At 39.9% G+C, this 24,157-nt stretch carries 26 protein-coding genes; 24 read left to right on the top strand and 2 right to left on the bottom strand.

The window, feature by feature from the left end; all coding sequences use genetic code 11:
* Positions 1-26 precede the first annotated feature (26 nt).
* The gene (locus ACIQXI_RS09125; RefSeq protein ID WP_402923681.1) at positions 27-452 is read right to left on the bottom strand and encodes a hypothetical protein; all 426 of its coding nucleotides are present in this window, start codon (positions 450-452) and stop codon (positions 27-29) included.
* 518 nt (positions 453-970) lie between these two features.
* Here ACIQXI_RS09125 and ACIQXI_RS09120 point away from each other — a divergent pair.
* The 19 genes from ACIQXI_RS09120 to ACIQXI_RS09030 all read left to right on the top strand — a co-directional run bounded on the left by ACIQXI_RS09120 (position 971) and on the right by ACIQXI_RS09030 (position 18,961).
* Complete coding sequence (locus tag ACIQXI_RS09120; RefSeq protein WP_402923679.1) at positions 971-2,119, top strand: thiolase family protein; 1,149 nt, start codon at positions 971-973, stop codon at positions 2,117-2,119.
* 14 nt (positions 2,120-2,133) lie between these two features.
* Positions 2,134-2,901, top strand: a complete 768-nt coding sequence (locus tag ACIQXI_RS09115) for a 3-hydroxyacyl-CoA dehydrogenase (protein WP_402923676.1) — start codon at positions 2,134-2,136, stop codon at positions 2,899-2,901.
* A 108-nt stretch (positions 2,902-3,009) separates the two neighbouring features.
* On the top strand, positions 3,010-4,635 hold the full coding sequence (locus ACIQXI_RS09110; protein ID WP_402925718.1) for a long-chain fatty acid--CoA ligase: 1,626 nt from the start codon (positions 3,010-3,012) through the stop codon (positions 4,633-4,635).
* A 202-nt stretch (positions 4,636-4,837) separates the two neighbouring features.
* Complete coding sequence (locus ACIQXI_RS09105; protein ID WP_402923673.1) at positions 4,838-5,068, top strand: hypothetical protein; 231 nt, start codon at positions 4,838-4,840, stop codon at positions 5,066-5,068.
* Between the two features lie 85 nt (positions 5,069-5,153).
* Positions 5,154-5,924 (top strand): CheR family methyltransferase, encoded by a 771-nt coding sequence (locus ACIQXI_RS09100; RefSeq protein ID WP_402923671.1) that lies wholly within the window; start codon positions 5,154-5,156, stop codon positions 5,922-5,924.
* Positions 5,925-6,255: 331 nt separating this feature from the next.
* Complete coding sequence (gene aroC / locus ACIQXI_RS09095; protein WP_402923669.1) at positions 6,256-7,437, top strand: chorismate synthase; 1,182 nt, start codon at positions 6,256-6,258, stop codon at positions 7,435-7,437.
* Positions 7,438-7,439: 2 nt separating this feature from the next.
* Positions 7,440-8,531, top strand: coding sequence for a 3-dehydroquinate synthase (gene aroB, locus ACIQXI_RS09090; RefSeq protein ID WP_402923667.1), 1,092 nt, complete (start codon positions 7,440-7,442; stop codon positions 8,529-8,531).
* Complete coding sequence (gene aroH / locus ACIQXI_RS09085) at positions 8,528-8,896, top strand: chorismate mutase (protein ID WP_402923664.1); 369 nt, start codon at positions 8,528-8,530, stop codon at positions 8,894-8,896. The genes aroB and aroH overlap by 4 nt, the downstream gene beginning before the upstream one ends.
* A gap of 18 nt (positions 8,897-8,914) precedes the next feature.
* Entirely contained in the window at positions 8,915-10,015 is a 1,101-nt protein-coding gene (gene hisC, locus ACIQXI_RS09080; RefSeq protein ID WP_402923663.1) for a histidinol-phosphate transaminase, read from the top strand.
* The gene (locus tag ACIQXI_RS09075) at positions 10,012-11,109 is read left to right on the top strand and encodes a prephenate dehydrogenase (protein WP_402923661.1); all 1,098 of its coding nucleotides are present in this window, start codon (positions 10,012-10,014) and stop codon (positions 11,107-11,109) included. The genes hisC and ACIQXI_RS09075 overlap by 4 nt, the downstream gene beginning before the upstream one ends.
* A 107-nt stretch (positions 11,110-11,216) precedes the next feature.
* Positions 11,217-12,506 (top strand): 3-phosphoshikimate 1-carboxyvinyltransferase, encoded by a 1,290-nt coding sequence (aroA, locus tag ACIQXI_RS09070; RefSeq protein ID WP_402923660.1) that lies wholly within the window; start codon positions 11,217-11,219, stop codon positions 12,504-12,506.
* Positions 12,507-12,779: 273 nt separating this feature from the next.
* The gene (locus ACIQXI_RS09065; RefSeq protein ID WP_402923658.1) at positions 12,780-14,048 is read left to right on the top strand and encodes a tetratricopeptide repeat protein; all 1,269 of its coding nucleotides are present in this window, start codon (positions 12,780-12,782) and stop codon (positions 14,046-14,048) included.
* 14 nt (positions 14,049-14,062) lie between these two features.
* On the top strand, positions 14,063-14,620 hold the full coding sequence (locus ACIQXI_RS09060; RefSeq protein WP_402923656.1) for a ReoY family proteolytic degradation factor: 558 nt from the start codon (positions 14,063-14,065) through the stop codon (positions 14,618-14,620).
* Between the two features lie 151 nt (positions 14,621-14,771).
* A complete protein-coding gene (locus ACIQXI_RS09055; protein ID WP_402923655.1) occupies positions 14,772-15,221 on the top strand; it encodes a DUF2487 family protein in 450 nt (149 codons plus the stop codon).
* 155 nt (positions 15,222-15,376) lie between these two features.
* Positions 15,377-15,880, top strand: a complete 504-nt coding sequence (locus ACIQXI_RS09050) for a QcrA and Rieske domain-containing protein (protein WP_402923653.1) — start codon at positions 15,377-15,379, stop codon at positions 15,878-15,880.
* Positions 15,881-15,902: 22 nt separating this feature from the next.
* Complete coding sequence (gene qcrB / locus ACIQXI_RS09045) at positions 15,903-16,577, top strand: menaquinol-cytochrome c reductase cytochrome b subunit (protein ID WP_024364262.1); 675 nt, start codon at positions 15,903-15,905, stop codon at positions 16,575-16,577.
* Between the two features lie 42 nt (positions 16,578-16,619).
* Complete coding sequence (locus tag ACIQXI_RS09040; RefSeq protein WP_402923652.1) at positions 16,620-17,393, top strand: menaquinol-cytochrome c reductase cytochrome b/c subunit; 774 nt, start codon at positions 16,620-16,622, stop codon at positions 17,391-17,393.
* A gap of 236 nt (positions 17,394-17,629) precedes the next feature.
* Positions 17,630-18,226, top strand: coding sequence for a lipoprotein heptaprenylglyceryl N-acetyltransferase LhaT (lhaT, locus tag ACIQXI_RS09035; protein WP_402923650.1), 597 nt, complete (start codon positions 17,630-17,632; stop codon positions 18,224-18,226).
* Between the two features lie 60 nt (positions 18,227-18,286).
* Positions 18,287-18,961 (top strand): zinc metallopeptidase, encoded by a 675-nt coding sequence (locus ACIQXI_RS09030; RefSeq protein ID WP_483869716.1) that lies wholly within the window; start codon positions 18,287-18,289, stop codon positions 18,959-18,961.
* Positions 18,962-19,166: 205 nt separating this feature from the next.
* On the opposite strand, the gene ACIQXI_RS09025 is transcribed toward ACIQXI_RS09030, so the two are convergent.
* Positions 19,167-20,036, bottom strand: coding sequence for a YitT family protein (locus ACIQXI_RS09025; protein WP_402923646.1), 870 nt, complete (start codon positions 20,034-20,036; stop codon positions 19,167-19,169).
* Positions 20,037-20,151: 115 nt separating this feature from the next.
* On the opposite strand from ACIQXI_RS09025, the gene ACIQXI_RS09020 reads away from it, so the two are divergent.
* Genes ACIQXI_RS09020 through ACIQXI_RS09000 form a run of 5 tightly spaced genes read left to right on the top strand, consistent with a single transcriptional unit; the run spans position 20,152 to position 24,049 of the window.
* A complete protein-coding gene (locus ACIQXI_RS09020; protein WP_024364257.1) occupies positions 20,152-20,487 on the top strand; it encodes a nucleotide pyrophosphohydrolase in 336 nt (111 codons plus the stop codon).
* Complete coding sequence (gene dapB / locus ACIQXI_RS09015; RefSeq protein ID WP_402923644.1) at positions 20,487-21,284, top strand: 4-hydroxy-tetrahydrodipicolinate reductase; 798 nt, start codon at positions 20,487-20,489, stop codon at positions 21,282-21,284. Before ACIQXI_RS09020 ends, dapB begins: the two co-directional genes overlap by 1 nt.
* Positions 21,285-21,302: 18 nt before the next feature.
* Entirely contained in the window at positions 21,303-21,707 is a 405-nt protein-coding gene (gene mgsA, locus ACIQXI_RS09010; protein ID WP_402923641.1) for a methylglyoxal synthase, read from the top strand.
* Between the two features lie 31 nt (positions 21,708-21,738).
* A complete protein-coding gene (gene bshA, locus ACIQXI_RS09005) occupies positions 21,739-22,884 on the top strand; it encodes an N-acetyl-alpha-D-glucosaminyl L-malate synthase BshA (protein ID WP_402923638.1) in 1,146 nt (381 codons plus the stop codon).
* Positions 22,871-24,049 carry a CCA tRNA nucleotidyltransferase gene (locus ACIQXI_RS09000; protein ID WP_402923636.1) on the top strand — a complete coding sequence of 393 codons (1,179 nt, stop codon included), beginning with the start codon at positions 22,871-22,873 and terminating at the stop codon, positions 24,047-24,049. Before bshA ends, ACIQXI_RS09000 begins: the two co-directional genes overlap by 14 nt.
* Positions 24,050-24,157: the final 108 nt, after the last annotated feature.

Genomic DNA, 24,157 nt, shown 5'->3' with positions numbered 1-24,157 from the left:
AAAACTAGAGATGGTTTCATTCGTCTCTAGTTTTTTAAAATAAACTTTCCTGATTTTGCATCATAAATCTCATAACCAATTTCAAAATTATGATCTTTTGTAACGGTCAATTTACAATAGTATGGAATTGATTTACCGTATGCATCTAATTCGGGGATATCAAAAAAGTTATATTGTTCTTCTGTTTCAATCATTTCAAAAGTTGCAGATGTTGAGCGACCGATTGAATCAATTTCGATTGTACAATCTCCACTAATAACGTCGTAATTATTTTGAATCATTGATTTTAGACTTGGTAGGGTTAAAGATAAAATTATAACACCTATTAGAAAGCCAAAAAGAGATTTAAACCCATCGAAAGAAATCAACTCTTTATCTTTATACATAAAAATTAATAATATAACTTGCGAAATAACAAGCAATAATCCCATTGAGAGTACTATATAATACAATTTTTCACTTCCTATGTAACCGTAAACAAATGTAAGGTTTGCTTCACATATCTTACCGTTTTTTTGATGCCGAGAAAACAGGTGCATTATTCCATTATTTATTCTTCACTCATATAGAAAATAGGAAAGTATGGTCCATCATTTCGCCTTTACAAATGGGGCTAGTAATAGTTTTCAATCGCAAATAGTCATTTTTATGTTCCGTTAAGTGCGTGCTTTTCGCTGCAATCAATAGGAACAATAACAAAAGGTAGCGAAAGTAATTTCTTGTGAACTTTTGTCGACAAGGCGAGAGCGATTTCCAATTACATGAAATCGCCTTTTATAATCTAACTTTACTTAATCTCTATTAAGCTACAGATAGAATTGTGAATAACTTCTTTGTCATGTAAAATAAATACTATATTTTCAGAAAATTAAAGATTTAAACGTTTCATAAAGCGGTATATATTTTCCATCATGCAAATAAACTTAAACGTAATGTAGCAAAGGGTATCTCAGAATTAAGGGGGATTAAAATGAGAGAAGTCGTAATAGTAGCAGCAGTGCGTACAGCAGTAGGGCGCAGTAAAGGTGCATTAAAGGATGTACGTGCAGACGATTTAGCAGCAGATGTTCTACAAGAAGTTGTAAAGCGGGCACGTATCGACAAAGGACAAGTAGAGGATGTTATTTTCGGTTGTGTCACACAAACAGGTGAACAGGGTGCAAATATCGCACGCACCGCTTTATTGATGGCTGGCTTTCCGCACAAGGTGCCGGGTGTCACAATTGATCGTCAATGCGGTTCTAGCCAGCAAGCGGTGCATTTTGGAGCACAGGCGATTCTAGCTGGTGATATGGATATTGTCATTGCAGGTGGTGTCGAAAGCATGACAAGGGTGCCAATGTTTTCGAATATGCAAACAGCCCATAAAGGTAAACGTTTGCAAGAAAATTATACGATTATTCATCAAGGGCTATCAGCTGAAAAAATGGCGGCAAAATGGCAGTTGTCAAAAGAGCAATTGAATCACTACGCTTATGAAAGTCATAGACGAGCTTTAAGCGCAATAGAGGCTGGACATTTCCAGGAGGAAATTATGCCGGTCCATATTACACAAGAAGACGGAACGGTTTACACATTTGACATCGATGAAGGACCTCGAATAGATACGACAATGGAAAGATTAAATGACTTGAAAACAGTTTTTCAAGAGCAGGGGGTTATCACGGCTGGAAATGCAAGTCAAATGAGTGATGGCGCATCAGCTGTCGTGCTCATGTCGTTAGAAAAAGCACAAGCGCTTGGCATTCAACCGCTTGCCAAAATTATAACGCGCGTTGTGATAGGTTCAGATCCGACACTTATGCTTACAGGACCAATTGAAGCTACGAGACAAGCCTTAAAACGATCGGGGCTAACTATTGAAGATATTGATACTTATGAGGTCAACGAAGCTTTTGCACCTGTACCGCTAGCTTGGTTACAAGAGATTGGTGCAAACCAAGCAAAGCTAAATCCAGATGGTGGCGCCATTGCGCTAGGACATCCACTAGGTGCTACTGGTACAAAATTGTTAACAACGATGCTCTATCGAATGCAACGTGAAAACTTGCGTTATGGTTTGCTCGCTATTTGTGAAGGTATGGGGATGGCGAATGCCACAATTATCGAAAAAATGTAAAGGGGTTGGATTGCTTGAAATGTCATGAGGTTGTAGCGGTTGTAACTGGGGGTGCTTCAGGCTTAGGAGAAGCGACTGTTCGAAAAATTGTAGAAGATGGCGGAAAAGCGGTTATTTTTGATGTCAATGATGCAAGAGGGCAGACACTTGCTTCGGAATTAGGTGAAAATATCCGCTATGTCCGCGTCGATGTGACTCAGGAGGACGATGTTACTGCCGGACTTGATGATGCGATTGCAGCTTTTGGACGAATAAACGTAGCGGTTAACTGTGCAGGGGTTGCAGATGCAAGTAAAGTCATTTCCAAACGTGGCGTCCATTCTCTTGAAGTATTTTCTAAAGTAATCTCTGTTAATTTAATAGGGACCTTTAATGTTATTCGTCTTGCAGCGGAACAAATGCAGTTTAATGAGCCTGACGAAGATGGACAACGTGGTGTTATTATTAATACGGCATCGGTGGCCGCCTTTGACGGACAAATTGGACAAGCCGCTTATAGTGCTTCCAAGGGTGGGGTAGCAGCCATGACATTGCCAATTGCAAGGGAGCTTGCAGATTCGGGGATACGAGTAATGACGATTGCACCGGGGTTAATCGAAACGCCGATGTTTGCGTCTCTAGCAGAGCCTGCTCGCATAGCGTTGGCTACGATGACGCCGTTTCCCAAACGACTTGGTAAACCGTCTGAGTATGCGATGCTAGTGGAAAGTATTATTCAAAATGTAATGCTTAATGGCGAGGTTATACGTCTTGATGGTGCAATTCGAATGCAACCTAAATAAAAAGGATTTTCGGGCTTGGAAAGTAATTGGCTAAAATATCTTATTTGTAGCAACAATCAGCTTTGGCGTTGAAGCAAGTTTAATGTGAAAACGAAAGGGAGCGATGGTATGCATATGATGGATACACCTTTACTATTGACAAGTTTTTTAAACCGAGCAGAACGTTTTTTTCATAAGAAGAAAATTTATTCGCGAACAAGTGCTACAACGATGCAGGAATTTACGTATAAAGAGTTTGCTAATCGTACTCGCAAGTTAGCAGATGCACTGACAACACTTGGCATGGGGCGTGGAGTAAAAGTTGGGACCTTTGCTTGGAATCATCATCGTCATTTAGAAGCATATTTCGCCGTACCGTGTGCAGGTGCAGTATTGCATATGATTAATATTCGTCTAGCGCCTGAACATCTCGTCTATGTCATTAATCATGCGGAAGATGAAATATTACTTATTGATGATAATTTAATACCTATGATTGCTCCAATCGTGTCGCAACTAAAAACAGTAAAGCATTTTATTGTAATGGGGGACGCTGTTACATTAGAAAATTCGCCACTACCAAATGCGCTCTCTTATGAAGAACTTCTTGCAGTGGCGAATGAGGATTTTGAATTCCCGGACGATTTAGATGAGAATGCTCCCGCTGGTATGTGCTATACGAGTGCAACAACAGGCATGCCAAAAGGTGTGGTTTACACGCATCGTAGCATTGTCCTGCACAGTATGACAGCAGGGCTTGCTGACAGCATCGCCATAAGCGAGCGTGACGTAGTTTTACCAGTCGTGCCGATGTTTCATGCGAATGCCTGGGGCTTACCGTTTGCGAGTGTCTGTTTTGGCGCAACACAAGTACTTCCAGGACCGATGTTTACACCACAGCTATTACTCGATTTGTTCGAGCAGTACAATGTTACATTAACAGCGGGGGTTCCAACCATTTGGCTCGGCGTTTTACAAGAGCAACGGCAACATCCCCGAAAGCTATCCTCTTTACGTTCCATTATTTGCGGTGGCTCTGCATCACCAATTGGTCTTGCGCGGGGCTTCGAAGAGGAGCAAAACATTCCGTATTATACGGGGTACGGTATGACGGAGACGTCACCGCTCGTTAGTTTATCGACGTACTTAACCCATATGGAACATTATACGTCGGACGAAAAAATGCACGTTCGCACAACACAAGGAATCACGATGCCGCTACTTGATATGCGCATTGTTAATGAACACGGTGAGGTCCCTTGGGATGGGAAGACAATGGGGGAAATTACTTTAAGAGGCCCTTGGATTGCAAGTGAATATTATAAAGATGAGCGCTCAGCGGAAGCTTTTAAAGATGGATGGCTCTATACTGGTGATATCGCGGTTATGACCCCTGACGGTTATATTAAAATTACAGATCGCACAAAAGATTTAATTAAGAGTGGCGGTGAATGGATTTCATCTGTGGAGCTGGAAAATGCATTAATGACTCATCCCAAAGTATTTGAAGCTGCCGTGGTGGCCATTCCGCATGAAAAATGGTTGGAACGCCCGTTGGCATGTGTTGTTGCTAAACCACAGTACAAAGATTCACTTACAAAGGAGGAACTGCTGAACAGTTTACGCACACAGTTCCATAAAACGTGGATTCCCGATGATGTGGTTTTTTTAGATGAAATACCAAAAACGTCAGTAGGAAAATTCATGAAAGCGAAGTTGAGAGAAAATTTAAAAGATTATCATGTGGAAATTTAGGTTATCTAGTCTTGCTTTAATTTCGAAGTGGTAAACTGCTGCTTAAAGTCTGTTCGCGTATATGATGTTACTATTTGAGCGAGTTTAAGTAATGACTTTATTAGATGAAGGCGGTAATAGACTGCCTTCATTTTTTAAGTAGAAAAGAAGAACATTCAATTATTTTATCGTATAATCTATATAGATAGGGGGAAGTGAAAATATGGAAATTGCAATTGTTGCTATTATTGGCGGCTTTATAGTCGCTTTAGCTGGCATATTTACAGATGCACGGACAAAAGGGCAAAAATTAAAATTAAAGACCATTGAACAAGAAGTGGAATTAGAGAAACTAAGATTAGAATCCTATACAAAAGAAACAGAAAAACTGCGTTTAGAATTAGAACATTCGAAAGTGCTATTGTTAGAAGAAAAGAAAAATTCGCCAAACTAAACGTTGAATACAAAGGAAAGACTATTTCAGTAAAGGCATTTTTCCGCTATAATGGGTATACGACGCTAGAGGGGAAGATGACCGTATGTCTGATTATGTACAATTTGTTGAAGGTATTAAGCGCAAAACTGGGATTGATTTAGCGTTATATAAAGAAGCGCAAATGAAAAGACGATTAACCTCGCTCTACGAGAAAAAGGGCTATCGTAATTTTGTTGATTTTCTAAAGGCACTTGAGCAAGATCGCGATTTAATGAACGAGTTTTTAGATCGCATGACGATTAATGTGTCGGAGTTTTATCGCAATGGAAAGCGCTGGGAAGTATTGCAAAAGAAAATTTTCCCGAAGTTATTACAATCCAACAAGCGTTTGAAAATTTGGAGTGCCGCATGTTCAACAGGTGAAGAACCTTATTCATTAGCCATGGTATTATCACAATTAGTACCATTATCACAAATTCAAATAATCGCCACTGATTTAGATGAAAATGTCATTCAAAAGGCAAAACTAGGTGTATATCCAGAGCGTTCTTTAGCAGAGGTACCGAAAGATATTCAAGCAAAGTATTTTGAGCAAGAAGGTAATTTCTACCGAGTTAAAGATGAAATAAAGCGCTGCGTAACCTTTAAAAAGCACAACCTGCTAAATGATCATTATGATGCCAATTACGATTTAATCGTATGCCGTAATGTGATGATATACTTTACCGAAGAGGCAAAGGATCAAATATATGCAAACTTTAGTAAAGCGTTACGACAAGATGGGATATTATTTGTAGGCTCAACAGAACAAATTTTCAACCCATCGCGTTATGAATTTGAGGTAGAAGATACTTTCTTCTATCGAAAAAAATAGTTAATTATATGATGAAAAGCATTCGTACAGTGAACATGGACTGTCACGTACATAAACTGCCAAGACACTAGACATAGATGATCGTACGCTTTTCGCTTGTCATAAGCAAAAAGCGTATTTTTTTTAAGAATATTTTTTAGGTTTATTGAGTGTCATCTAAGTTGGGCTAAATATATATTTTTTTATAGAAATCGTTCAGAATATTCGCATATAATGTTACGCCGACGAGTAGAAAGTCAAGGACTGACATTTGCAAAAGGACTGTTTTTTTAGAGAATATATGTTATAGTGAAAAATACATACTTTAGCGAGTTGAAGGGAGAAAGCGTTTATGCGTTACTTAACAGCAGGAGAATCACACGGACCACAATTAACGACAATAATTGAGGGTTTACCGTCACTTTTACCAATTACAGCAGAAAAAATTAATCATGATTTAAAACGTCGCCAAGGAGGACATGGCCGTGGTCGTCGTATGCAAATCGAAACGGATACAGTAGAAATCGTTGGGGGTATTCGTCACGGACAAACGCTTGGCTCTCCTGTTGCACTAGTTGTCACAAACGACGATTGGAAGCATTGGACGAAAATTATGGGGGCAGAACCTTTAGCAGAAGATATTAATCCAGAAGATATTAAACGTCAAATTTCACGTCCGCGTCCAGGACATGCAGATTTAGTAGGAGGCATGAAATATGGCCATCGCGATTTACGTAATGTGTTAGAACGTTCCTCTGCGCGTGAAACGACGGTTCGAGTGGCAGTCGGTGCTGTTGCAAAAGCCTTATTAAATGAACTGGGTATCTCTATCGTGTCTCATGTCACAGAAATCGTAGGTATTAAGGCAGACACTTCTTTAATAGAAGGAAAAACTGTTGATGAAATCCGTACGATTGTTGAAGCAGACCCATGCTACTGTGTAGATCCAGTCGCTTCAGCGAAAATGGTTGAGGCCATCGATGAAGCAAAAAAAGCTGGCGATTCAATTGGCGGTGTTGTAGAGGTAATCGTCGAAGGTATGCCGGCGGGCGTAGGTTCATATGTTCATTATGACCGCAAGCTAGATGCCAAATTAGCGGCTGCGATGTTGTCTATCAATGCTTTTAAAGGTGTTGAATTTGGTATCGGTTTTGAAATGGCACGCAAAAAAGGTTCTGAAGTCCATGACGAAATCATCTGGTCTGAAGAACAAGGCTATACTCGTGCAACTAATCGACTTGGTGGCCTAGAAGGTGGCATGTCCACGGGTATGCCAATCATTGTACGTGGTGTCATGAAGCCAATTCCAACATTATATAAACCATTGCAAAGCGTGGATATCGAAACGAAAGAGCCGTTTAAAGCAAGTGTAGAACGTTCTGACAGCTGTGCTGTACCAGCAGCGTCAGTCGTTGCTGAACATGTTATTGCCTGGGAAATTGCAAATGCTATTATGGATCAATTCCACGGTGATCAATTACCACAATTACAAGCGCAAATTGAAGAACAACGTCGTTACGCAAAGGAGTTTTAAAAATGCGTGTTCCAGTAGCAACAAAATCACATCAATATGAGGTAGTACTTGGACATCAATTTTTAGCCGAAGCGGTTAAAACATTTGATGAAAAACTGCAAAAAGCAGATAAGCTTATTGTTTTTACAGATGCCAATGTATGGGCTGCCCAAGGGGAATATTTCAAGTCGAATTTCCCATATGACTTTGAGGTATTTGTGCTACCGGGTGGTGAAGCTTGTAAAACATTTGAACAATACCATGCAGCACAAACTTTCTTGCTTGAACAAAAATGTTCACGTAAATCATTTATTTTTGCATTTGGTGGCGGAGCAGTTGGAGATTTAACAGGCTTTGTTGCAGCTACATATATGCGAGGTGTGCCATTTATCCAAATACCAACGACGATTTTAGCACATGACTCAGCGGTTGGCGGTAAAACAGCGATTAACCACCCATTAGGCAAAAATATGATTGGTGCATTTTATCAGCCTGAAGGGGTTATATACGATACAGTCTTTATAGAAAGTTTACCTGAGCGAGAGGTACGTTCAGGTACTGCAGAAGTCATTAAGCATGCGATGATATCGAATGCAACATGGCTACATGAGTTAATGGCTGCTGAATCAGTAATCCATTTTAGTACGACAGAGTTGGCTAAACAACTGAAAGCTGGTATTGAAGTGAAGGCGAAAATCGTCTCTGAGGATGAAACGGAGCAGTCTGTGCGCAAATATTTAAACCTAGGTCATACTTATGGTCACGCAATTGAAGCAGCGGCTGGTTATGGAACAGTTGCACATGGAGAAGCTGTGATGATCGGCCTTGTATATTGTTTATTATTAAGTGAGCGTTACGGTAAATTGAATCGAGCATTTACAACTGCGTTTTTACAGTTTGCGCTGAAAAATGGCTATCCATTTGCAGCGGTAAATGATTATTCATTTGAACAGTTAACCGAGTATTTATTGAAGGATAAAAAAGCGGAATATGGCATATTACAATTTGTGCTACTCGAAGAAATTGGGAAGCCTTTCGTGCAACCAATAGACTTAGCAGAATGCAAAGAAGTAGATGCCGAATTCCGACAGTTATTAGCGGAGGTGCTTGTATGATTCGTGGACTTAGAGGTGCAATTACAATTGAATTGGACAAGCCAGAGCTTGTATGGGATGAGACAGCGAGATTAGTGCGAGAAGTTGTGGCAGCCAATCAGGTGGATGTAGAGGATATAGCGTCGATTGTTATTTCTACGACACCAGATATTACATCAGCATTTCCAGCGCGTGCTGTAAGGTTAATGGACGGCTGGCAGTATGTCCCTGTTATGTGTATGCATGAAATGGATGTGCCAGATGCCTTACCTTTATGTATTCGTGTGTTAATCCATGCGAATGTAGAAATGGCGCAAAAAGATGTCCAGCATATTTATTTAAATGATGCAGTGAAATTAAGACCAGATTTAGCCCAAGCTAAATAATAAGAGGAGATGTTTGAGATGAAATGGAAACAACAATTGGACGGTATGCAAGCATACAAGCCAGGTAAACCAATTGAAGAAGTACAGCGTGAATTCGGCTTACAAGAAGTCGTAAAGTTAGCATCAAATGAAAACCCATTTGGTTGCTCACCTAAGGTAACAGCGTATTTACACAATAATGCAGTAAACCACGCAATCTATCCAGACGGTTATGCACAAAACTTGCGTACGGCTGTAGCCAATTATCTAGGTGTCAAAGAAACACAACTTCTTTTTGGCAATGGCTCAGATGATATAATTGCAATTCTTACGCGTGCTCTGTTGTATCCAGGTGTGAACACAGTCATGGCAGACCCATCTTTCTCACAATACATTCATAATGCTGAAATTGAAGGTGCGGAAGTTCGTAAAATTCCTTGTATCGAAGGGGCACACGATTTAGACGCAATGGCAGCAGCAATAGATGATCAAACTTCTATCGTCTGGGTATGTAGCCCGAACAATCCGACAGGGGTTGTTATTCCAGATACAGATTTGCGTGCGTTTTTAGCGAAAGTTCCAAGCGATGTAATGGTCGTGTTAGATGAAGCGTATATCGAATATGTGACACATCCAGGGCATAAAGAAACACTACCATTAATTGAAGAGTTTCCAAATGTACTATTAATGCGCACATTCTCAAAAGCATATGGTCTTGCTTCTTTCCGAGTTGGTTATGCCATTGGTCAACCAGCAGTCATTGCGAAACTGGACCCAGTACGTGCACCGTTTAACAATACGATTTTAAGTCAAGCTGTTGCAGCGATTGCTTTAAGCGATCAGGACTTTATAAAAAACTGCTGTACAGCCAATGAAAAAGGAAAAAAACAATATGTTGATTTTTGTGAAAAGCATAATTTGAAATACTACCCATCTGATACAAACTTTATTTTCTTTAACACGAATGCGGATAGTGATGTTGTATTCCAAGAGCTAATGAAACGTGGTTTCATTATTCGTAGTGGTAATGCGCTAGGTGCGCCAGGCTTTATTCGTGTAACAATTGGGACAGAAGCCCAAAATGCGGCATTATTAGAGCATCTTGAAGCTGTCTTAAAGGAACAAGGAGTTTTTGCATGACACGCAAAGTGCTCGTTATTGGTTTAGGCTTGATTGGGGGCTCCATTGCTCTTGCTTTACAAAAAGCGCCTGAAACAAAAATTATTGGCTATGATATGGATGAAAAAACCCGTGAACATGCCAAAACATTAAATATTGTCCATGATATTGTGACGAATCCACAAGATGTTGCAGCAGAGGTTGATATTATTATTTTTGGAACACCTGTCAATGCTACCCTCGAATGGATGGAACAATTAAAAACATGGCCATTAAAAAATAAAGTGATTGTAACAGATACAGGTAGTACGAAAAAAATGATTATGCAAAAAGCTGGTGAATTACGAGAACTAGGCATTACGTTTATCGGCGGGCATCCGATGGCAGGCTCTCATAAAAGTGGAGTGCTAGCTGCCAAAGCACATCTTTTTGAAAATGCCTATTATATGCTAACACCGCTTGCGGGTGAAGAAATCATCAATATGGCACAGCTAGAAAGCCTATTAAAATTTACCCATGCAAAAGTGGTCAGCGTCTCTGCACGAGAGCACGACCATATGACAGCTGTAGTCAGTCATTTCCCTCATGTCATTGCTGCCTCGCTAGTGCACCAATTAGGTGGGGAAAATGGTGAATACCCAATGACACGCTCACTTGCAGCAGGGGGGTTCCGGGATGTGACACGCATTGCGTCTTCTAACCCCATTTTATGGCGTGATATTACATTGCAAAATCGAGATGAATTAGTTGCTCAGCTAGAAGGCTGGCAAATGGAAATGGATCGTGTAAAGGAGCTACTCTTGACAGGAAGCTCAGCCGATATTGAAAGCTATTTCGCCATTGCCAAAGAGCTACGTGATGAATTGCCAATTAGTGCTGGAGCAATGTTTACATCGTTTGACTTGTATGTCGATGTACCTGATTATCCAGGGGTCATTTCAGAGGTAACGGGCTTATTAGCAGAAGAACAAATTAGCATTACGAATTTACGTATCGTCGAATCTCGTGAAGATGTTTTTGGTATTTTGGTTATTAGCTTGCAAAGTGAAAGTGATCGTGAACGTGCAGCCGCATGTATTCAACAGCGCGCAAATTTTGAAACTTACATTTCTTAAAGCGCAGGATATTGCTGTCAATATGAGATGTTTAAGTAGCTATATATAATGAAGTAAGCGTCGATTACTCGGCGCTTTCTATCTTCATATGGAGGCGAGAGATAATTATGAGTGAAAAAGTATTACAATATAATAAACCATCTTTACATGGCCAGTTAACAATTCCTGGTGATAAATCTGTGTCACATCGCTCTGTTATGTTTGGTGCAATCGCAACAGGGAAAACAACGGTCGAGGGCTTTTTACTTGGTGACGATTGCTTAAGCACAATCGATTGCTTCCGCAAGCTTGGTGTCAAGATTGAGGTAAGCGGAACAGATGTAACAATCGAAAGCGCAGGTATCGAAGCATGGCAAGAACCGAGCGAAGTGTTATATACAGGGAACTCGGGCACAACAACACGCTTAATGCTCGGGATTTTAGCAGGTTCCACAGTACATAGCGTAATGACAGGAGATGCCTCTATCGGAAAACGTCCGATGCGTCGCGTTATTGATCCATTACGCCAAATGGGGGCTCATATTACAGGCCGTGCCGATGGGCAATATACACCACTTGCTATCCAAGGCACCACGTTACAAGCAATAGACTATCAAATGCCTGTTGCAAGTGCACAAGTGAAATCAGCTATTTTACTAGCAGGTTTACGCGCGCAAGGTACAACAGTAGTACGGGAAACCGAAGTGTCACGGGACCATACTGAGCGTATGTTACGTCAATTTGGAGCGAAAATTACGGTAACAGATGGTGTTGTTACTTTTGAAGGTGGACAAACACTGTCAGGTACACATGTATCTGTGCCAGGAGATATTTCTTCTGCAGCCTTTTTCTTAGTAGCAGGTGCAATTTGTCGCGATAGTAAAATTGTCTTAGAAAATGTTGGGGTCAATCCAACGCGTGACGGTATTATTGAAGTGCTTCGCAATATGGGAGCGGCAATGACTGTCGTAGCAAATGAAGATGGTCAATCTGAACCAACAGCCACAATTACAATGGAAACATCAACTTTAAAAGGAACAGTTATTGAAGGTGGGATGATTCCGAGATTAATCGATGAAATTCCGATTCTTGCGCTACTAGCTACACAGGCACATGGAAAGACAGTTATTCGAGATGCTGAAGAACTAAAGGTTAAAGAGACAGATCGTATTACTGCTGTAGTAGATGAATTGAAAAAACTTGGTGCACATATCGAAGCAACGGAAGATGGTATGATCATCGAAGGACCAACGGCATTGCATGGAGCAAGCTTAAAGACTTACGGGGATCACCGTATTGGTATGATGGGTGCTGTGGCGGCATTAATAACAGATGGAGCTGTAACATTAGATGACGCGGAATGCATCGCTGTTTCCTACCCATCGTTTTTCGAACATATTGAAGCTGTGAAAAAGTAGCCTGCATCTACTGTTTGTTAATAGAATTTACCTATTAAAGAGGCAAGTTGATTGGAACGGTGAGTGAAGACCCCTACTTTTGAATGATAGGGGTCCCGTGCGCTCAAGCACGGAAATGCAAATCAACAGCAGTAACATAAAAAACGGGTAGATAAGCATTAAAGTATTGCGACTTTGTTTATACGCTGAACTCTCCAATCCTTTTGGGGAGTTTTTTCTTGTTTCGTGGGAAAATATTTTGTAGCATAAAGATATATAAGAAAGAATAGGTGAATGACTGTGAACAATGCGATGACTGAAATGATGCAAGCACTTGAGCAAGGGGATTTAGTATTAATAGACCAGCTACTCGAAACTTTTTTAATGAAGGAGTTACCTGAGGAAATTTACGCACTGGCGGAAGTATTTATGCAATATGGTTACATGAAAGAAGCAGACCGTGTACTGGAACATTTGCAATTTTTATTCCCAGAGGAGGCACAATTAAAAATTGATCGTGCCAACGTGTTAATGGAGCTTGGTGATGAGGACGAGGCGTTAGACATGTTGTTAGCAGTCGAAGATACAGCCCCAGAATACCCGCAAGCATTACTTGTACTAGCAGATTATTACCAAATGCAAGGGCTATTTGAAGTAGCTGAGAAACGCATTAATGAGGCGTTAGCGATCTTACCTGATGAGCCATTATTACATTTTGCTAAAGCAGAGCTCTTATTTGAAACAGGACGATTTTTAGAAGCTGCGCGTCTTTACGAAGAATTGAATGAGCAACAAGAGCAATTTGCTGGCATCAGTCTCGTGGAACGACTTGCTGAAGTATACCGTGCAGGGGCTGCCTATGAAACAGCTTTAGATTATTATTTAGCAGCACTTGAAGATGAAGTGAAGCCTGATACTTTATTTGGCGCTGCATACGCTGCGTTTCAGTCCCAAAAATATGAATTGGCGATTAAACAATTAGAGGACTTAAAAGAATTAGATCCCGATTATTTCTCTGCTTACTTATTACTGGCGGAAAGCTATGCCATGACTGAAGATAATAAAAAAGCTTATGCGGCTATAAAAGAAGGGTTAAAGCGCGATGAATACGATAAATCATTATTCCTATTCGCAGGGAAAATGGCATTAAAAAATGCTATGCCTGAAGAAGCTGAAAATTATTTGCGTGAAGCCATTGCATTAGATCCTGAATATATGGAAGCAGTGTTAACGCTGATTTCCATCTTTACACAACAAGAGCGCTATGAGGATGTCGTTGAATTATTTGAGACATTACAAAAAAATGATTTTGAATGGAATACATTATACCCTTATGCAGCCGAAGCATATGCTAATTTAGAATTGTACGACCGTGCATACGAATTTTACCGTTTGGCATATACTGATTTTAAGGAAGACGCAGCATTTTTAGAAAAATATGTTTATTTCTTATTAGAAGAAGGCAAGCGTTCAGAAGTGAAAGAGGTACTTGGTCATTTAATCAAGCTTCAGCCAGGGGAACCACAATGGCAAGAAATGTTAGAAGGCTTAGAATTAGAGTAAAGGAGGGAGTGGGTATGACTGCTTCTGTATCAGTTGTCGATAAAAAAGCATTTGTTCGCTGGTTTTTGAAAAATTACCAATTAAAACGTCGTGAGTGTGTATGGATTTTAAATTACTTATTAAGTAATGATGAGTTATTAAAAAGAATACGCTTTGTAGAAGAAGCACACTATTGTCCTAGAGCAATGGTGATGTCTACAGTTGACTCAACAGGTGTACCATTTCGTTTTTACAAAGGCAATGTGATGACAGCCGATGCTGAGAAATCTTTCCATGACTTACGTTTACATGAGCAAGAAGATATGTATATACAATTGAACTTCCCGAATATACCGCCAAGTGCACAATACTTAGCAGTTCTCGAAGAAAACCCTTATATGCCAGAAACGCTAATAGTAAGTGAAAAGGATCGTTTGTTGGCAGAAGAATTGCTTTCTAATAGTTTACTCGTATTCCAAGAAGAAAAATTGCTCGCACAAATTGATGAAGCCCTCGATAAAGGCGATGAAGAACGATTTTACGAATTGTCTAATTTGTTACAAATTTTAAAAGAAACTGCCAATTTACAGTGATCTTAGATTCAATAAGCAAAATTTGAATGCCCTTTACCCACCTCAATATGGTAACATGACTAGTGAATGATTGTTTTCACTTTTTATTGGTTATCCTATTAAAGGGTGGAAAAGGGCATTTTTATATTTCTAACAGTAGGGGGGTTATTGGATGTATTTTAATGCAAATGATGTGACATCGTTCCTTGCACAGAAAGATTTTATCGATACGGCCATAATACCACTCGTAGGTATCGATTTTACTGCGGAAAAATTGAAGCAAAGTGGTGCAGAAGCAGATTTTTTACTATCGCTTACAGCTTTTATTGAACAACAGTTTAAAGGCCGTTTGCTAGTTATGCCACCATTTTCGTATAGTACGACGTTGAGAAGTGAAGAATTGCCAGCGCAATTAGAAAGTCAATTACATACTGCTGGTTTTAAGCATGTGTTCTTCATTACTTGTGACCATTTTTGGACAAATATTGGAGATGTTGTAAATATTATTTGGTTACCGGCTATTCCATTAGAATCCATGGATAAGAGCGTGAAAAATACCATTCTCGAAGATCAGTTGCGTCAAGTAATACCTGTATTTTCGACCAAATGGTCACAGAATTAACAATTTGTTTCAATAAATGTTCACATTCTCCAGTTTTCCACAGAATGCTATATTGACCAAGCTATGGAGTTGATATATCATAGATATGTCCTAGTATTACTATTTGTAAAAGTATGTCCGTTGGACTGACCTTTAAAGTTAGAGGGGGGAAAAGGATGAGTAACAATCGAGTTTCACGTCGTCAATTTTTAAGCTACACACTAACTGGTGTTGGCGGATTTATGGCGGCAGGTATGTTGATGCCAATGGTTCGTTTTGCAATTGACCCAGTTTTACAAAAGCATGAGGGTGGAGATTTTATCAAAACCGAACATAAAGTCGCTGACCTTACGACAGAGCCAGTTAAAGTTGACTTCACTTATGAACAAGTTGACGCTTGGTACAAATCTAATGTTACGAATGTAGCTTGGGTTTACAAAGAAGGCGACAAAATCATTGCGCTATCACCTGTTTGTAAGCATTTAGGATGTATGGTGGACTGGAATGGCGATTCAGCACACCCAAATCAATTCTTCTGTCCTTGTCATGCAGGGCGTTACGAGAAAAACGGGGCAAACATTGCAGGTACACCACCTCTAGGTCCGTTGGATGAATTTGAAGTACAAGAAAAAGATGGTTATTTAATGATTGGTCCAGCAAGAGCAAATACTCTAGTTTAATTTGTAAGGGGGTACGAATTCAGTGCTAAATAAAATTTATGATTGGGTCGATGAACGATTAGATATTACACCGATTTGGCGTGATATTGCCGACCACGAAGTGCCAGAGCACGTGAACCCTGCACACCATTTTTCAGCATTCGTTTACTGCTTCGGTGGATTAACATTTTTCATCACAGTAATTCAAATTCTATCTGGTATGTTCTTAACAATGTACTATGTACCAGACGTCGTGAATGCTTGGAAATCAGTTTATTATTTACAAAACGAAGTAGCATTTGGTGAAATCGTACGCGGTATGCACCACTGGGGAGCTTCATTAGTAATTGTAATGATGTTCTTACATACGCTTCGTGTATTCTTCACAGGCTCTTATAAGAAACCTCGTGAATTAAACTGGATGGTTGGTGTAGGTATTTTTGGTGTAATGATGGGTCTTGGTTTCACAGGATACTTATTACCATGGGATATGAAAGCATTATTCGCTACAAAAGTAGGTATCGAAATTGCTGCATCTGTACCATTTATCGGTTCGATGATTAAAGTATTATTAGCGGGTGATAGTACTATTCTTGGTGCTCAAACGTTAACACGATTCTTTGCGATTCATGTATTCTTCTTGCCTGCAGTATTGTTTGGGTTACTTGCAGCACACTTTATCATGATTCGTCGTCAAGGAATTTCAGGGCCGTTGTAATAATTCTTGACGGTTCGATGATTTTTTAAAGGAGGGGACACTATGCATCGCGGAAAAGGAATGAAATTTGTCGGCGATTCTCGTATCAAAGCGAATCACAGAATGCCGAACGTTCCAAAGGATTATTCCGAATATCCAGGTAAAACTGAAGCTTTCTGGCCGAACTTCTTATTAAAAGAATGGATGGTAGGTGCTGTTTTCTTAATCGCTTATTTATTGTTAACAGTCGCTCACCCATCTCCACTTGAAGGGCCAGCTGATCCAACAAGAGCATACACGCCATTACCGGACTGGTACTTCTTATTCATGTACCAACTCTTAAAATACTCTTTTGCTTCCGGTCCATATAATATTATCGGAGCAATTGTCATTCCAGGTCTAGCATTTGGAGCGCTATTATTAATGCCATTTTTAGATAAGAGTCCAGAACGCCGTCCGTCTAAACGCCCATTACCAACAGCGTTTATGTTATTAACATTGGCTGCTATGTTCTATTTAACTTGGGAGTCAGTTGTCAATCATGACTGGGAAGCTCAAAAAATTCAAGGTGCTATCGTGGAAACTGTAGAGTTTGATAAAGGCTCAGAAGGTTACCAAATCTATGCTGGCTCTGCATGTATTACATGTCATGGTGAAGGCTTAGAAGGTGGTGCTGGTGCGCCAACACTGATGAATACAGGCTTAACAGCTGATGAAATTAAAGACATTGCACATAATGGTTCACCAAGCGGTAAAATGCCAGCAGGTTTATGGACAGGATCTGATGAAGATCTTCAAAAGCTTGCGGAATTTATCGAAAGTTTAAAAGCTGAATAATTTTAAAAAGAGTCGGGAAACTGACTCTTTTTTTCTAGCTTCTATTAAAATTAAGTGACTATTTACGATATACTTAATGAAAAATGAATGAAGTATTTGCACGGAAACTAAATTTGCAAGTCTTGAATCTTGTTGTATCATAGAGGAAGACCTTGGATGTTTAGACGTCAATCCATACATAAAAATAAAAGGAAAAGACATCTTAGTAAAGACGGATGGTAAAAGGAGTTTTTTTCATGCAACTAACACGTGCAAATATTTGGTTTCTCCTTACGCACAAAACATTTTTAATAGTATTGCTCCTTATCAACATATTAGGGACGATCTACGGCTATTATTGGTACGGTTGGCAATTAGCAATGACAAAGCCGATTTTCTATATTTTTGTACCGGATAGTCCAACCGCTAGTTTGTTTTTCTGTTTTGTGCTGTTTGCATGGATTATAGGGAAAAGATGGCCGTTGATGGAAGTGTTAGCACTTGTCACATTAGTTAAATACGGTATTTGGGCAGATGTGATGAATCTTTGGACATTAGTTGAAACGGGCTCCATTGGCTGGCAAGGCTGGATGCTGATTGGCTCGCATTTTGCTATGGCACTCCAAGGTGTTCTTTACATCGGCAAATATGTATTTTCTTATTGGCATATTGCCGTTGCAGCGGTTTGGACATTGCACAACGATGTCATAGACTATGTTTTTGGTCAAATGCCAATGTATCGTGATTTAGCAGATTATACAAGTGCCATTGGTTATTTCACTTTCTGGTTATCAATTGCTTGTATTTTTATCGCAATTTTCTCAATTAGGTGGCGCAAATATTTGCCCAATTAAAGAAATATCTATAAAATTATAGTATCGAGTTAGAAAGGGGTTAGGAAATTGTCAACAGGCATGTATATTGTTTATTTTGCGATTATTATGCTACTGCCATTGTACGCACAGATGAAAGTAAAGGGTACGTATAATAAATTTGCAAAGGAACGTACCATGAAGGGACAAACTGGTGCTGAGGTAGCAAGGGCGATCTTAGATGCGAACGGCTTGTACGATGTACGAGTTGTACCAACACAAGGCGTGTTATCTGATCACTACAACCCTGCGACAAAGACGGTCGCATTATCTGAAAGTAACTTCTATGAGGCAAGCGTTGCAGGTGCTGCTGTTGCTGCCCACGAAGTAGGTCATGCTATTCAGCATAAAGAAGCTTATTCTATGCTAACTTTACGTAGTAAGCTTGTACCAGTTGCGAATATTTCATCAAACGCATCGTGGTTTTTCGTAATGATCGGATTATTCTCTGGTTTATCAAATATGTTATTACTAGGTATCGTGTTATTAGCAGCAGGTGTAGTATTCCAATTAGTAACATTACCGGTTGAGTTCGACGCATCGAAGCGTGCGCTTGTGCAAATGAATTCACTTGGTATTATTACAAACGAAGAGGAACGTCCAGCGCGCAAAGTGTTAAGTGCCGCTGCGTTAACTTATGTAGCTGCTGCTGCAGTAGCTGTTTTAGAATTATTACGATTAATTTTAATCTTTACAAATATGCGTAATGACGACTAAGAGAAACTTGTTATAGTGGATTTTCCACTATAACAAGTTTTTTTTCGCCAACGGGTGCCAGGCAGGCATTTGCTAGCAGTGGCGGTGATCTTTGTGATTTACGATGCTGTGCGGCAAGTAGCGCCGAAATGGACAACAACGTCGCAGCAAAAAAGTGTTAGAATGACGGCGGTCAATCTAACACTTTCATTTTGTCTTATAAAGCTTAATGCAATGGCTGTTTTTGATCATCGAGCGTGAAGCCTTCTCCAGCAACATCTCGAACTTCAGAAATCGACACGAAGGCATGAGGATCGACCTCATGAATAATCGACTTTAAACGCACGACCTCATTGCGTCCAACAACGCAGTATATTACTTCTTTTGCTTGCTTTGTAAAGTGTCCGTGGCCTTCTAAAATCGTAACACCACGTTCCATGCGCAATGATATCATATCTGCAATGGCACTCGATTTCTCTGAAATAATCAGAGCTCCACGCCCAGCATAAGCTCCGTCCTGTACAAAATCAATGACGCGTGCACCTACAAAGACAGCGACTAGCGTATACATCATAGAGCGTGCATCTAAAAATGTTAGCCATGATAGTAATATTACAATGGCATCAAATATAAACATCGTTTTCCCCATACTCCAGCCTAGATATTTATGCCCGAGTCGTGCTAATATATCCACACCACCAGTTGTACCACCGAAGCGGAAGACGATGCCCAGCCCAAGTCCAACGAAAACACCGGCAAACAATGCTACAAGGAATAAATCATCCTCTAAATGGATTGTAAACTGATATTTCTGAAAAACTTTTAGGAAAATAGATACTGAAATTGTGCCAATTAATGTGTAAATAAAAGACTTTTTGCCAAGTAAGCGCCAACCTAAAATAAACATTGGAATATTCAAAAGTAAATTTAGTAATGCGGGGTCCCAACCTAGTGTAAAATAGAGAATAAGGGTAATCCCACTAAAACCACCTTCCCCGAGTTGATTTTGCATATTAAAGTGAACAAAACCAAAGCTATAAATGGCAGCTCCGAGCATGATTGCGATAATATTGCGAATTTTAATTTGTTTAAACATAAGACCTCCTGTGTTTCTAACTATGCAGTAGTGGATTCTATTATCTGTTATTTTATTGTTTTTGACAACATTGGTGTAAATTTTATACGATGGTAAAATAGGAGTGTGATAATGGATGACAGAACAAATAACGATGCAAGCCTTGCAAAAACGTGTGGATGATTATATAGGGCAATTTAAGGAAGGCTATTTCCCACCATTTGAACTACTCGCACGTTTAACGGAGGAGCTTGGAGAATTGTCGCGCGAAGTACAGGACGTTTACGGTCAGAAAAAAAAGAAAAGTACCGAAGAGACGAATAGTATTGAAGAAGAATTAGGTGACTTTTTCTTTGTTTTAGTATGCTTTGCCAATGCTCAAGGTATAAAATTAGATGAGGCGCTGTTACGTGTCATACATAAATTTGAAACGAGAGATAAGGATCGCTGGACAAGAAAGGAAGAGGAATAATGTCGATTCGTGTAGCCATTGCAGGACCAAGAGGAAAAATGGGAGCAGAAGCTGTACATACAGTGATGAAACATGCCAAAATGGAGTTAGTAGCTGTACTAGATTATAAAGAAGTTGGCACTACATTAGCTGATTTAGAAATGTTCCCAGCAAGCTATACAGCACCAATCTTTACAGATATGCAGGAGCTAGTTGAAGCAACGGCACCTGATGTCTTAGTCGACTTAACGAATCCACATGCAGTTTACCATCATACAAAAGAAGCTTTAAATTTAAATGTAAGACCTGTTATCGGTACAACTGGTTTTACTGATGCCCAACTCGATGAATTATCGGCACTTGCAAATGAGAAGCAGTTAGGCTGCATTATTGCACCAAACTTTGCCATTGGGGCAATTCTGATGATGAAATTTGCCAAGGAAGCAGCAAAATACTTACCAGATGTTGAAATTATTGAAATGCACCATGACCAGAAGTTAGATGCACCATCAGGTACTGGGGTCAAAACAGCACAATTGATTCAAGAGGTGCGCGCTCAAAAAACACAAGGTCATCCACAGGAAAAAGAAACACTTGAAGGAGCAAGAGGGGCTGATTTTGACGGCATGCGTATACATTCTGTTCGCTTACCTGGTCTAGTAGCTCACCAGCAAGTATTGTTTGGCGGAGACGGCCAATTGCTAACAATCCGTCATGACTCATTAAATCGAAATTCCTTTATGTCGGGTGTTGCATTTTGTGTAGAAGAAGTTATGAAAATGGATCAACTTGTTTATGGGTTAGAAAACATCATCTAAAGAACGGATGGAATATTTATGAAAATAGCACTTATTGCACATGATCGTAAAAAAGATAATTTAGTACAGTTTGCTATCGCTTATCGTGATATTTTAAACGAGCATACGCTCTATGCTACAGGTACAACAGGACAACGTGTTATAGAAGCAACAGGACTAGAAGTTACTCGTTTCCGCTCAGGCCCACTTGGCGGAGACCAACAAATTGGCGCAATGATCGCTAATAATGATATGGACATGGTCATTTTCTTCCGTGATCCATTAACAGCACAACCACATGAGCCAGATGTTTCTGCACTTATCCGTCTTTGTGATGTTTACCAAGTGCCACTGGCAACAAATATGGGTACTGCAGAAATATTACTAAAGGGCCTACAAGAGGGCTTTGTGGATTGGAGACTGATTCAAGAACGACGAAACTAAAAGACGTGATTTAAGAAAGGATGATCATCGAATGAGAAAGCTAAAAATCGGCATTACCTGTTATCCAACAGTTGGAGGCTCTGGTGTGATTGCAACAGAATTAGGAAAAATGCTTGCAGAGAGAGGGCATGAAATTCATTTCATCACCTCAAGCGTACCATTTCGATTGAATAAAATTTATCCGACCGTCTTTTTCCATGAAGTAGAAGTGAACAATTATTCAGTATTTCAGTATTCGCCATATGATATTGCATTAGCGAGTAAAATGGCGGACGTGATTAAAGATGAAGGGTTAGACGTGCTACATGTACATTACGCCATCCCACATGCCGTATGTGCGGTGCTAGCCCGAGAAATGAGTGGGCAGAATATTGGCATTGTGACAACACTGCACGGAACTGACATTTCCGTGCTTGGGCAGGATTCAACACTTTCGCAAGCAATCAAATACGGGATTAATAAATCCGACATTGTCACAGCCGTATCAGAGTCTTTAAAAGAACAAACTTACGAATTAATTGATACAGAAAAGCCAATTGAAACAATTTATAACTTCGTGGATGAGCGTGAATATCGTCCTTTAGATCCCGGTAATTTAAAGGAACAGTTTGGCATTCAAGAAGATGAAAAAGTAATTATTCATGTTTCAAACTTCCGTAAAATTAAAAACCTCCCTCATATTGTCGAAGCATTTATGAAAATTCGAGGAAATATGAAAGCGAAGCTATTGTTAGTAGGGGATGGACCTGAAAAGCATCGAGTGATGGATCAAGTTAAGTGTAGTCCTTATATGAAGGACGTTCTATTTTTAGGCAAACAAGAAAATTTAGCTGAATTGTATGCGATTAGTGACTTGAAACTTTTACTATCGCAACAGGAATCTTTTGGACTTGTATTGTTAGAAGCAATGGCTTGTGGTGTGCCATGTATCGGATCAACGGTTGGTGGAATACCAGAAGTCATTGAACATGGTGTAGATGGCTATTTAGTGGAATTAGGCGATACGGATGCTGTAGCGGACTATGCTATTCAATTATTGAACGATGAAGATAAATTACAGAGTTTCCGCGAAGCGGCAATGCGAGCTGTAAGTGAAAAATTCCATTCATCTAAAATTGTCGAGCAATATGAACAGCTGTATGAAAAGGTAGCGGAAAAAAATCATGCAAAACAATAAAGAATGGCAAGCAGCTTTCTCAGTTATTGAACAACTAGAGCAGGCTGGCTTTGAGGCAGTTGTCGTAGGTGGTGCAGTAAGAGATGCGATATTAAATCGCCCTGCACATGATGTAGACGTCGCGACAAATGCATTGCCACAAGAAGTAAAAGCGGTTTTTGAGCGTACGGTTGATATTGGTATTCAACATGGTACAGTACTTGTGATTGTGCCGGCTGGACCAGTTGAAGTAACGACTTACCGCACAGATGGTGAATATACCGATCATCGAAGACCAGAAGAAGTTCATTTTGTGCGTTCTCTCCAGCAAGATTTACAACGCCGAGACTTTACGATGAATGCTATCGCAATGCGTCGTGACGGCTCCTATATAGATTATTATGACGGGCGCAAAGATATTGAAGCAGGTGTAATACGAGCAGTCGGTGAGGCAAAGGTGCGTTTTGCAGAGGATGCACTGCGCATGCTAAGAGCTGTCCGTTTTTCAGCACAGCTGAGCTTTACAATCGAAGAGCTGACATTACAGGCAATACAGCAAAAGGCCGCGGATATTGCTTGGGTAGCTAAAGAGCGCATTAAAGCGGAACTTGATAAGCTATGGATAGGAAAAGATGTTTATAACGGCTTGAAGAAGCTTGAGGAAAGTGGACTAATAGACTCTTTGCAAGGAGATTTTCTAGCTGAACATTGGCGTGGCTTTACTGTTCAAAATCCAGTTGCAGGCTGGGCATTTTTTGCACTGTTGCAGGGGGAGCAATGGCAGGAAGTATTGCGCACCTATCGTTTATCGAATAAGGAAATGGCGTTTGTGAAAGCTGTTTTAAGTGCGTACCAGGCGTTTCAAAATGGCTGGACAAATATGGATTATTTTACGTATTCACTTGCGGAGCTTGAAACAGCACACTTCTTTGCTCAGTTGAAACAACCATTTGACATACCGCAACAGAACATTTGCGAAGCAAAGGCAAGACTGCCATTACAACAGCGTCAAGAACTAAATGTCAATGGCTTGGACTTACTACAATGGTCTGGTCAAAAAAAGGGGCCATGGTTAAAGGACGCTTTGCATAAGATTTTAACAGCTGTTGTCAACGGGGAGCTAGCAAATGAGCAAAGCCAAATAAAAAATTGGTTTGAACGAAACTATTCTATGATGGATGAATAATTGATAATACAGCAAGTGACAAAAGTGACCATTGAAATACGTCATTAAAAAGTCACTTGCTTTATCTTTTTGTAAGTGTTTTTTGTAAAAATAGTACAAAGTTCAAAT

The sequence above is a fragment of the Lysinibacillus sp. NPDC097195 genome, from assembly GCF_044762075.1.
Lineage (GTDB): Bacteria > Bacillota > Bacilli > Bacillales_A > Planococcaceae > Lysinibacillus.
Note: the sequence above shows the minus strand (reverse complement) of the source record. Positions and strands in the feature narration are given on the sequence as shown.